Source organism: Roseovarius nitratireducens, from assembly GCF_002925845.1.
Taxonomy (GTDB): Bacteria; Pseudomonadota; Alphaproteobacteria; order Rhodobacterales; family Rhodobacteraceae; genus Roseovarius; species Roseovarius nitratireducens.
Genome location: NZ_PDNI01000013.1, coordinates 1 through 11534, shown reverse-complemented (window position 1 = coordinate 11534; position 11534 = coordinate 1). Strand labels below are relative to the sequence as shown.

Sequence of the window (11534 nt, the reverse complement as noted above, 5' to 3'; positions counted from 1 at the left end):
AGGAAAATGCATAGCCGATGCCGTGGACGGTCCGGATGTAGTGAGAGCGCCCTTCGGGGGTGGGCATTTTTCTCCTCAGGCGGCTGACAATACTGTCTACTGCGCGGTCGTAACTTTCCCAGTCCCGCCCCTTGATCGCGTTCATCAACTGATCGCGGTTGAGCACCTGTCCACGGTGGCGCAGCAATGCCACAAGCAGGTTGAACTCTGCCGTGGTCAAGGTGATCTCGCTGCCATCGCGCCCGTAAAGCTGCCGTGCGCCGAGATCCAGCCTGTAGCCATCGAAATCTATGGCACCACCCGGGGATGCCCCCGGCTCTGGGGCACCGGCCGGATGCGTCGGCGCGGCGGGATGCTTCTGCAGTCTGCGCAGCACCGCGTGCACGCGCGCCAATACCTCGCGCACACGGAACGGCTTGGTTATGTAATCGTCGGCACCGATCTCCAAGCCCACTACACGATCAGTTTCCGCCGCGCGCCCGCTTACAATGATCACCCCGCACGCGGGATCCTGTGCGAGTTCCTGAATGAGTGAAAGCCCGTTGCCATCGGGCAATCCGAGATCAACGATATAGATATCGAAGCGTTGGTCCGCTTGCTTTTGCTGAAACTCGGCAATCGTTCTTACGATCAGAACGTCACACCCATCCTCTGACAGCGCTTCGTCAAGCAGCCTCGAAATCTGGTCGTCGTCATCGAGGAGAAGTACCTTGGGGCGGCTCACGATCTCACCGTTGGTTGTGCGTTACAATCGTATTTCAGTCCTTGAAGCCAAACAAGTACCGGTTGTTTCTTTTCTACAGCAATCACTTGGAGTTTATAAACTTGACGCCTTACGTCAAGGACATGTGATCTATGGAAGACTTCATTACGGAGGTTGCCCCTGTCATCACCAGCCTTGCCTGATCATTTCTCGGCGCGCGCGGAATTTCGTCAGTCCTGAAAAGTGTGCCTGTCCGCTGGACGGACTCTGGTGGCCGTTCCTTGCGCAATCACATTGGCGGGCGAAGGACGTTGTGGCGATCGCCGGCTTGGGCCATCCCAAGATGGAATTTTTCAGGCATTTCGATCCCTTTGCCCGCGGCGATACCGTGCCACGTCACGCTAACCGATGTGGTCAAAACGCTACCTATGGCGGTTTTCCCGGATTGCTTCATCACCTTGGGCCAAGTGCGCCCGAGGCGGTCGGGCAAACCCGCACGCCTCTAGGCACTCTGGCGATCCATCATGTTGTTACCTTCGGGCCGCGTGCATCACAGATTGTGGCACCGGAACGAGCCGGGTCGCCCCTGTGCGGGCGGAATACCCGCTGCCTTGGGTTTGTTGAAACGGCAGCGTCTTCTGCTTCGCGCGGCATGTGCGGTCGAGATTCAGCTTGTAGCCGATCCCATAGATCGTTTCGATTCCGTCGAACACAGGATCAAGCTTCCGAAGCTTGTTGCGTAACCGCTTTACGTGGCTGTCGATATTGCGGTCGTTGACCCCGTCTTGATGGCCGTAGTCGTAGATGGTTTCAATCAACTGCTCGCGCGACTTGACCATCCCGTCATGGCGGGCAAGCGCGTGCAGCAGGCCGAATTCCGTCTTGGTCAGGAACAGTTCGAGCCCCAGCCAGAACGACTGAAAACGGCTTTTGTCCATGACAAGCGCACCACGCTTGCCCTTCACTTCGAGGCTTTGTTCCATGGTGCGGTCGTGCTCCTTATCGGCCGGTCGCGCGCGGAACGCGATCCGTGCAAAGAGCACTTCGGGCGACACGGGCAAGCGAACGTAGTCTAGCGCGCCAAGGCGCAGGACCGTCAATTCCTGAGAGGGCTCGCCATTGGCCGTGGTCGCGATCACCTGTGCCCCGCCATTGATTCCATGCCGGAACATGAATTTCCAGCCGTTGGCCTCGGGATCGTCGAGCGAGACCACGATCATTTCGGGCCGAAACCTCGAAAGTTCCTTTTCGGCACGTCCGACATCGGCGACGACCAATGCCTGATCCCCGGCCTCGCGCAGAAAATCCGCGGTTTCATTGAGAAGTGCCCGGTCGGCACCAACGAGCATCGTTCTGGTCATTTTCCTACCCCCAGTATGTGCGTCGGCCCTTTTGCCGACGACACCTACATGCGGTCAGACTTTCGCCGTTTTTTGGTCCTGATCTCAGAAAACTTTCCAGACATGTGCAAATATGTGCGGTGCTTGTGTCACCGCTGTTCTTGCGTGATGCCTATGGGAATGCGGGCGCTTGAGGATGCGTCACTGTCGCGCCTTGCTATCCGCCAGAACGGAATGCAGCTTTTGCGCCAGGTCTTGGCTGCGATAGGGTTTTGACAGAAGCTCCACCCCGGGATCGAGACGTCCCTGATGGACGATCGCATTCTTGGTGTAGCCCGAGGTATACAGCACGCACAAATCGGGGCGGCGCTCACGCGCGATCAAAGCCAGCTCGTGGCCGTTCATTCCGCCGGGCATCACGATATCGGTGAACAAAAGCGCGATGTCGTCGCTGCCATCCAGCAATTCGAGTGCCTCCGCGGCGTTCTCCGCCTCGGTCACCCGGTAGCCAAGGCTGGTGACCATGGCCACGACATTCTGCCTGACATGCGGATCGTCTTCGACAACAAGTATGTGTTCACCCTGTCCCGCCGGAACCTCTGCGATTTCCTTGCCGCTTGATATGTCGACCGCTTCGGCACCGGATCGCGGGAAATAGAGTTTTATTGTCGTGCCCTCGCCCGGCTCGGAATACACCTTGAGATGCCCGCGCGACTGCTTGGTGAAGCCGAACACCATCGGCAATCCGAGGCCGCTTCCGTCGGCCTTGGTGGTGAAGAACGGCTCCAACACGCGGTCCCTGACTTCTTGTGACATCCCGATGCCGGTATCGGTCACGGCGACGACGGCAAACGGGCCCTCCTCGATACCGACCAGGTCGGCGGTTCCGGCGTCGATCCAGGCGTTGGCGGTCTCGACGGTCAGTTTGCCGCCCGACGGCATGGCATCGCGGGCGTTGAGCGTGAGGTTGAGCAACGCCGCCTCCAACTGACCGGCGTCGATTTCGACGAGCCAGAGGTCATCGGTCAGAACGACCTCCATTTCCATGTCCTCGCCGAGGGAGCGGCGCAGCAGTGGCTCGATTGTGCGCACGGCCTCGTTCAGATCGGTCACCTGCGGTGAAAGCGGTTGTTGCCGGGCTACGGCGAGCAATCGTGCGGTCAGCTCAGCCCCGCGTTCGGCGGCACCGACGATCTGTTCCGCCATGTTGCGCAGATCCTCCCGCTCGGCCAGCTTTTCAACAAGAAAATCGCCATTGTTCAACACGACGGTCAGCAGGTTGTTGAAATCGTGCGCCACCCCACCCGTCAACTGGCCGATGGCATCAAGCTTCTGGGAATGGCGCAGGATGGCCTCTCTTTCGCGCTCGTTTGTCACATCGACCATGCTGCCGATCACGCGCATGGCCTCGCCGTTGTCGTCGCGCAAGACGACGGCACGATCGCGGATATAGGCGACGCGCCCGTCCGACCGCAGGAAACGATACTCTTCCTGCCACACGTCGTCCTTGCCCTGGACAACGCGGTCAAGCCCGGACCTTACCTTTTCCATATCATCGGGGTGCACACAGGCCGTGACATCGGTTGCGAGGGCAGGGGTCGTGCCAATGTCATGCCCGAACACCGTGCGCAGCTTGTCGCTCCACCAGAGCGACCCGGCGCGAACATTCCAGTCCCAGATCACGTCCTTGCTGGCATCCGTGACCAGCCGGAAGCGTTCTTCGTTGAGCCGGAGATCTTCTATCCATTTGCGCCGCTCGGTGACGTCTCGTTCCAGGGAGACGTAATGCGTGGTCTTGCCCGCGGCATCGATCAGCGGGGTGATGTCCATCTCGGTCCAGTACGGGTGACCGTCACGGGTATAGTTGATGACCTCGGCGCGCACACGTTCCTGGCATTCAAGAGCGGACCGGATACGGTCCAGCTCGTCCCTTTGGGTGTCGGGCCCCTGCAGGAAACGCGGGGTCTGGCCGATCGCCTCTTCTGCGCTGTAGCCCGTCAACCGTTCGAATGCGTTGTTGACATAGACGATCTGTGGCCCGTCCGGGGCGTCTATCGGGTCCGCTTCGGTGATCAACAGGACATCGTCCATCCGCATGACTGCCGCGTTGAGCATACGCAGGCTCTGCTTGCGAAGGCGCTCGAGCGTGACATCGCGGAAATAGACCGCGAGACCATCGCGCGAGGGATGGGCCGACACCCGCGCCCAGATATCGAGTACGGGATAATGCTCTGTGAACTCGACCGATTCGCCCGTCTCCACGGCGTGGCGATACTCGGTCTCGAACCGGGTTCCGACCACCTCGGGGAATTCCGACCATAGGTTCTTGCCCAGCAGATGCTCGCGCTTGCGCCGCAGAAGGGATTCGCACCGTTGGTTCACGTAGGTGAACCGCCACTTCGGGTCGAGCGTGAAAAAGGCATCTCCCATGTGCTCGATCGTCCGGCTCAGCCGGTTGCGCAGGGCGTGGCGCTCCTCGTCGATCCGAACGAATTCGGACAGGTCCTGAAGCGCGCCCAGCACGGCAATGATGCGTCCACCCTCATCGCGCTCCGCCTCGCCGACGGCCCGGACCCAGATCCGATTGCCACGGGCGCTGACGATCTGCAGCACCTCGTCGAACGGGATGCCATTTTCGGCGCAGGCGTTGAACCGGTCGGTGATCGTGTTCCTGTGTTCCGGCGGATAGAAGCCCAGAGCGCGTTGCAGGCCCACTTGCCTTGTGTCAGGGGTTTCGTGGATGTCCGCGGTTTCCGGGGACCATTCCGTGATCTGACTGTCCAGGTCGACGCGCCAGCCGCCGATGCGGCCAACCTGACCCGCCACGCGCATCAGGTATTCGCGGCGCCGCGCGCGTGCCTCGGCCTCGGCTTCCTTCGTCACGTCCTGCACCACGCCGCTCAGGATCTCGCGCCCGTTCTCGGCGATCCGTTCGGCCCCTCCCTTGACGTGGATCACCGTGCCGTCGGAGCGGACGATCCTGTGGGTAAAGAAGAACTCACTGGTCGCGCCTTCGAAGAACTTGGTGTAATTCTCGAGCATCGCGTCGCGGTCATCTGGATGGACCATCGCAACGTATTCATCGAATGTCGGCGCCGAGGATCCGAGCGGCAGACCGAAGAGTGCGAACAGCTCGTCCGGCCATTCAAGCTGCTGCTTCTCGACATCGAAACGCCAGGAATACGCCTTCAAGAGGCGCGCGGTGCTGCGGACAAGCGTTTGGTATTCCGCCAGATTGCGCGACCGCGCTGCGGTCTCCTGCTTGCCCAGAGCGGTCGTGAGACCGCGCAACTGTTGCAGCGTGTCGCTCTCCGGGGCGCTGCTGTCTTCGCGGTCTGATCCTTCATGCAGGCTGTGCAGCACGAAACGCACGGATCCGTCCGGATGCGTCAGCGGCATGTTGACCACGCTCCACTGTACCGCTGCGGTCCCGTCATCGGTATCGGAGGATGGTCCGGCCAGCGCGACCGCCTGCGCCATGACATCCCTGCTTCCGCCATCGGCCACGCGGCGCAGCGAGCCCCGCAGGGTCTCAAGACCATCGGAGCCGGTTCGCGCGATACATCCGCGCAACAGATCGGGAAGCGGTTGTCCGATCACCTCGTCGCGCGGCTTGCCCAGCGCGCTTAGATAGCCGTCGCTGACTGCGACCACGGCAAGGCTCTCGGGGTCGAGAACCGCAAAACGCCCCGGGGCGATATTGAACAGCTCCGCAAAATGATCCGCTGTCGCATCTGCCGCCCGGATACGCGCCGAGGCCTCGGCAGACAGGTCCCGCGCCTCCTCCTCCTGTGCCACCAGTTCCGTCACGTCGTGGATGACCGAAAGCTTGCAAGGCTGACCTGACATCTCGACAAGCTGAGTGTGAACGTCCGCGACAAAGGTCCCACCTTCCTTCGTCATGTGACGAAACCTTCCCGCGGCATCGGCCCCGTCCAGCAGCCGGCTGGCAAGTATGGCCGTCCGGGGCACCTCCTCCTCAGGACGCAGGTCCATGATCGTCATGGATGTGAGCTCTTCCTTGGAATAGCCGTATTTCCGGGCCGCCGCGTCATTGGCCGCGACAATCCTGAACCCCTCGATCTCGAACACGAAGATCACGGTCGGGCACAGGTCAAATGCCTCGACCATTTCCGGGGTCAGGGTTGGACTTGTCGACATTTGCCCCCCATGTTCTCGATATGTCGCGCGCACGAGGCGCACGAACAGGTTCCACCCCTCGCGCACAGCCCTAGCATATGTTGCACAGTGCCATTTTGGTGAGTGAACGTCGATGGAATTTCCACCGCGCGTTTCTTCGGGCATCGCACCGTTGCGACCCCATTTGTCGCGCAGACCGCCATCAGTAGCCGGACGGGCAGATGTGTCGCAAGCGTTAACATGATTCACCACATTGCCTCTGAGCATCGCAATCATTGCCGCATCCCTCTATCGTAATCCCGCTGCCCCAAATTGAACGCCGGCGCAGATACCGCCATGACTGCGGTTCACCCCAATCGTACCCGGCTCCGATATGACGATGATCCATCCTGAGCGGATCGCGTTTTTCAATCTGATTGCCAGCGCACACATGGGTCATTCACCTATTGCCAAGCTCCGGCTTGGGGAATGTTTGGCATTTACCTCACTCCGTTTCAGGCAATGGCAAACGGATCGTCCAGCACGCCGACGACTTGCAACAGGAATTCACCATTGTTCGCATCCACAGCGTTGGCATAAAAGGTGTCTATGGCAGCCACCGATGTGGCTATGCTTTCCTTACTACCATCGAACAGCGCCATTGCCGCCGAAGCATTGGCCGCGTCTGACATGCCCTTGTGCACCGCGAAATAGGCCCCGATATCGATTTTATCGTCCAGATAGGCGCGGTCTCCGCCCCCCGACTCCACACCGCGCAAGACCTCAAGAATGAACTGGTCGCGGCTCGTATCGCCGCTCTCGAGCTGGCCAACCCAAAACTCAAAACCATCCTGGTCCGGCGTCCGCCCCAGGACGTTCTCGTAAACCGTCTCGGCAAAGGCGCTGTTGGACGTTCCGGATGGGTAGGCAGCCAAAGTCTCATCCTGGTCAATAAATAGTGTCGCCATCTCCTCCAGCGACACGCCATTGGCAAAAGCGGTGCCCCAGAAGTGAAGGCCAACTGCATCCGGTGCGCGGTTGAAATAGGCGATGTAGAGTTCGATGAAGCTTTCGAAGTTCTGTTCGGACAATCCGGTGGTGCCGGCATACTTGGTCAGGTCAAAAGGCGCGCCTGGCACGTCCGTATCGAAATCCAGAAACTCCATATCGATGAGCGTATCGGTGCCGTTTCCGTCAGGTTTACGAAGTGTAAGAATGGTGTCGCTCGGGCTCAGCGTAAGCGTGTAGCCGGACTGATTGCCGGAATATACGACCGTGTCGACTCCTGCGCCTCCCATCAAAATGTCATTGCCCTCTCCGCCAAAGAACAGATCATTGCCATCACCGCCCATGAGCACGTCATCGCCCGCGCCCCCCGAGAGCACGTCATCGCCCCAGTCGCCGGTGATGGTATCGTTGCCGTCTCCGCCGTGGAGCGTGTCATCTCCCCAGCCACCCTTGATGAAATCATTGCCGTCTCCGCCGTGGATCAGGTCATTTCCCTCGTAGCCACTCAAGTTGTCGTCGCCCGCATCGCCGAGGATGGTGTCATTCCCCAGCCCGCCGCGCATACGATCATCGAACTCTGACCCCTCGACGAGGCGATTATGCGGACCGCTGCCGCCCAGAAGGCTGCTGTCGGCATCCGCAGCATCGACGCCCTCGATGTCCATGCGCACGACGGACCATGCCTGCATCGTCATGAGAAATTCGTCGAAGGCATCGGCGGCCATCAATTCGGTGACCTGGGTCGTGCTGATGATCGGCTGGGCCATTTCGTCGGTGCCGCCCGCGCCGCCATCCCAAAGCTCGGTCCACGACACCCGGTAGTAATCCGCGTCGAATGTGATTGCGGCGCTCAGGTCCAGGTCCATCAGGTTTTCGGAACCGCTTCGCTCGGACAGGAAAAATACCTGCCTGTCGGCATCGCCATAGCCATGGATGGCAAATTCCCCCGCCACTTTGAAATCCATGATGGGCGCCAGCCCCACGAGGCTCTCGCTCATCAAGGCAAAGCCTTCTCCGGCAAGGGTCAGGGACTCTGCCGACTTGAATATCAGCGTTCCAGAGTTGCTGTAGTTGAAGATTGCCGGCCAGAAATGGGCCGTAGTGACGCCGTGGGTGACCATTTCATAGAGAATTTCCGTGCTCATGGAAACTTGCTGAAGGCCGCGGTTGTTGGCCTGGTCGATGTCGCCGTTCTTGCGGGTGTTCCACTCCGTGATGTAGAAATCGAGATCGGGAAGTCCTGCATCGCGGCTTTCCAGCTCGATGTTCCATAGCTCGAGCTGGCTGAACCCGAACTGTTCTTCGGTGTTCACGGCGTCAAAACCACCGTCCAGGTAGTAATGCTCGACCACCCCGTCGAGCGCATTCGCCGCATCGCGCAGGTTGAAATCTATAAGCTGCCCATCCGTACCCTCCACGATGACGGAGTCCTGGTCGAAGGCGGCAATCATCTCGCGCACCTGCGGGCGGGACGTGTCCTGGGATTCCAGCGTGACCGGTGTGAGACCGGCGATGAACGCATCGTCCATCCTGCTCACTTCATGGGGCGTGTAGACGAACCCGGTCGCCTCATCGACATGAAGCGTTAGGTCGCGGCTCGGCGAAAAAATCCCTGCGGAACTCGTGGTCTGGACCACGATATCGGGCTGCGCAGCCGGGGGAATGCCCATATCGGCAAAGGTGTCCGACATCACCTGGGACATCGCCGCCGCGAGCTTGCCATACTCGCCGGCGGTCATCTGCCCCGAGCCCCAGTACTCGTTTCCGATTTCAAGCGCGCCGATATTGACGCCGCGCGCCTGCGCGGTTTCGACAGCCGTCTGGATGAACTCGGCCACATTCTCCAGATGCCCGGCGTCGATGACCCGCTGGCCGTATGTGCCGGCAAGCAGAGCTTCACCGGCCGATTGCGTGAACCCGGTCATCGTGGGAACCACGAGGGTGACGTCGGTGCCGAGGCCCGCGGCGAGATCTACGAAATCCGTGAACGGTGTCAGCGTCTGCGTGTTACCCTGAAACGTCCCGCTCGACCGCTCATGGCTGCCGCCGCTGACATCCGAGATATCGAAATACCATTCGGTGACCGACCCGCCAGGGTAACGCAGATTCGTAGTCCCGAGGTCCTGATACCGGTCGAATAGCTGCGCCTCGTCAGGTGCCGTCACCGTGAAAAGCGCATTCAGGCCAAACATGTCTTCCGTGACAGATGTACCCGTGTTTTCATCCGTCTGATCAATGACTTGTATGATACCCATGCCGCGTTCCTTCATCAAAACTACGCTTGCAGTCCTGACGAAAGGGGATAGGCGCCAAACTTCTCTGGCTTTGGTTGCTGGCTTGGAATTGCGTATGAGAGCGGTTGAATTTCTTGCGGATGTAAAAAATTGTCTCGGTGATGTAATGAAGTGAGTCCCGCCTTGAGTTGCACACAGTCCTATGCGTGCGAGGCGGGTGGGTATTTCGGCGGTCTGACCGAGTGGTTCGGGGCGCACGGGACTGTCTCCGTCGCGGCTGACCTTGCGTTTTCCAGAAGACGTCAACCGCCGATCAGCGACTCGCGCAGGCTCAACTCGAAGCGGAAATTCGTATCGCGAAGAAGCGCGAATCTTGTCAAAAGCAGTCCATTGTTCAATTCACGCCTTCTGCTAACCTGCACTTGGATGTGTTAGTCAGACGGGGACGAGATGATGTTCAATCCCACCGCTGTTGTGGCAGCTGCGTTTGGCGATCACCTCGCCGAGACGTATCTTCGGTATTTTTCCGGTCGCAAGAGCGAATACGCCGCGTTTCTGAGCGGGAGCGCGCGCATGTTGTTGGAGCGCCTCGGTAATTCCGACGCCCTTTACCACAATGCCGAGCACACCATGATGGTTACGCTGGTTGGCCAGGAGATCATCCGCGGTCAGCTTGTGACCCGCGCCGTCAAGCCGGAGGACTGGCTCCACTACATCGTGGCGCTGCTGGTCCATGACATAGGCTTCTCCCGTCACGTCTGCGAGGGGGATACCGACAATGAAGTCGTGATCAATGAGGCAGGCGACCGGATTTGCCCACCGCGCGGCGCATCGGACGCGTTTCTCGCCCCGTATCATGTTGATCGTGGCAAGATTTACGCCCGCCAACGCTTTGCCGAATCCGGGCTGATTGACCATGAGCGGATCGCGGCGGCCATCGAATACACCCGGTTTCCCACCCCGGATGACCCGGCGTATTCAGACACCGAGACCGAGCCCGCTCTCGTGCGCGCCGCCGACCTTATCGGGCAGATCGCCGACCCGTTCTATCACCGCAAGATCAATGGGCTTTACTATGAGTTCGTGGAAACCGGCTTTGCACAAAAGCTTGGCTACGACACGCCCATGGATCTCATGGATCAATTCCCGAATTTCTTCTGGCAACAGGTGCAGCCGCTCATCGGCCCGGCTCTCAGAGCCCGATTTGAAACTAATTGAGTGAGTTCAGCAGGTTGTGCTTCTGTTCGGTTGCAAAGCTGAACGGAGATCACGATGGCCTGGACCGAACTCACTCGCCGCCAGCATGCCCGAGCGGGTGGCAAATACGCAAGCGATCTGACAGACCCCGAATGGGCACTGATCGCGCCTTTCATGCCCGCACCCAAGATCACGGGCAGACCCCGCACGACAAGCTTGCGCGACGTGTTCGACGCGATCCTCTACATGGCGACGACCGGGTGCCAGTGGCGGATGCTGCCGAATGACTTTCCGCCGGTTTCGACGGTGCGGGGCTATTTCTATGCTTGGCGCAATGACGGTTTTCTCGATGAGATGAACTGCAAGCTGGTTGAAGCCGCGCGGCTGGCGGAGGGCCGCAAAGCCCAGCCGACGGCGGGGATTATCGATAGCCAGAGCATAAAAACCACGGAAAGCGGTGGGGTTAGCGGATATGATGCCGGAAAGCGGATCAAGGGGCGCAAGCGCCATATCGTCACTGACACGACCGGATTGCTCGTCGGGCTTGAGGTCCACAGCGCCGGGATTCAGGATCGTGACGGCGCGCCGGATTTGTTGAGAGCCGTTGCATCGCGCTACCCCATGCTGCGCCATGTCTTTGCGGATGGCGGTTATGCAGGACCCAAACTGCGCGATGCGCTGAAAGCCATCGGACGTTGGAGCGTCCAGATCGTCAAACGCTCCGACACCGCCGACGGGTTCGAGGTTCTGCCACACCGATGGGTGGTCGAGCGCACCCTTGCCTGGCTGGGCCGATGCCGCCGCCTGTCAAAGGATTGGGAGAAATCCATCGCCAGCGCAGAGGCGTGGATCACAATCGCCCACATTCGACGCGTCACACGCCATCTCGCAAGGGATTAATAATGCTCAGATAGTTTTGAATCAGACTCTCAG

Annotated in this window: 6 protein-coding genes; 2 read left to right on the top strand and 4 right to left on the bottom strand. The window is 59.8% G+C overall.

The window, feature by feature from the left end; translation table 11 throughout:
* The 4 genes from CRJ03_RS01410 to CRJ03_RS20410 form a co-directional block, all read right to left on the bottom strand.
* The coding region (locus tag CRJ03_RS01410) for a winged helix-turn-helix domain-containing protein (protein ID WP_104017140.1) at positions 1–724 on the bottom strand (724 nt) is incomplete at its 3' end.
* Between the two features lie 509 nt (positions 725–1233).
* Positions 1234–2064 (bottom strand): response regulator transcription factor, encoded by an 831-nt coding sequence (locus CRJ03_RS01405; protein ID WP_104017139.1) that lies wholly within the window; start codon positions 2062–2064, stop codon positions 1234–1236.
* Positions 2065–2244: 180 nt separating this feature from the next.
* Positions 2245–6204, bottom strand: coding sequence for a PAS domain S-box protein (locus CRJ03_RS01400; protein WP_165375211.1), 3960 nt, complete (start codon positions 6202–6204; stop codon positions 2245–2247).
* Positions 6205–6677: 473 nt separating this feature from the next.
* A complete protein-coding gene (locus tag CRJ03_RS20410) occupies positions 6678–9425 on the bottom strand; it encodes a DUF4214 domain-containing protein (RefSeq protein ID WP_104017137.1) in 2748 nt (915 codons plus the stop codon).
* Between the two features lie 432 nt (positions 9426–9857).
* Between CRJ03_RS20410 and CRJ03_RS01390 the strand changes: the two genes are divergently transcribed.
* Positions 9858–10622 (top strand): metal-dependent phosphohydrolase, encoded by a 765-nt coding sequence (locus CRJ03_RS01390; RefSeq protein ID WP_129590217.1) that lies wholly within the window; start codon positions 9858–9860, stop codon positions 10620–10622.
* A gap of 54 nt (positions 10623–10676) precedes the next feature.
* Complete coding sequence (locus CRJ03_RS01385) at positions 10677–11501, top strand: IS5 family transposase (RefSeq protein ID WP_104017135.1); 825 nt, start codon at positions 10677–10679, stop codon at positions 11499–11501.
* Positions 11502–11534: the final 33 nt, after the last annotated feature.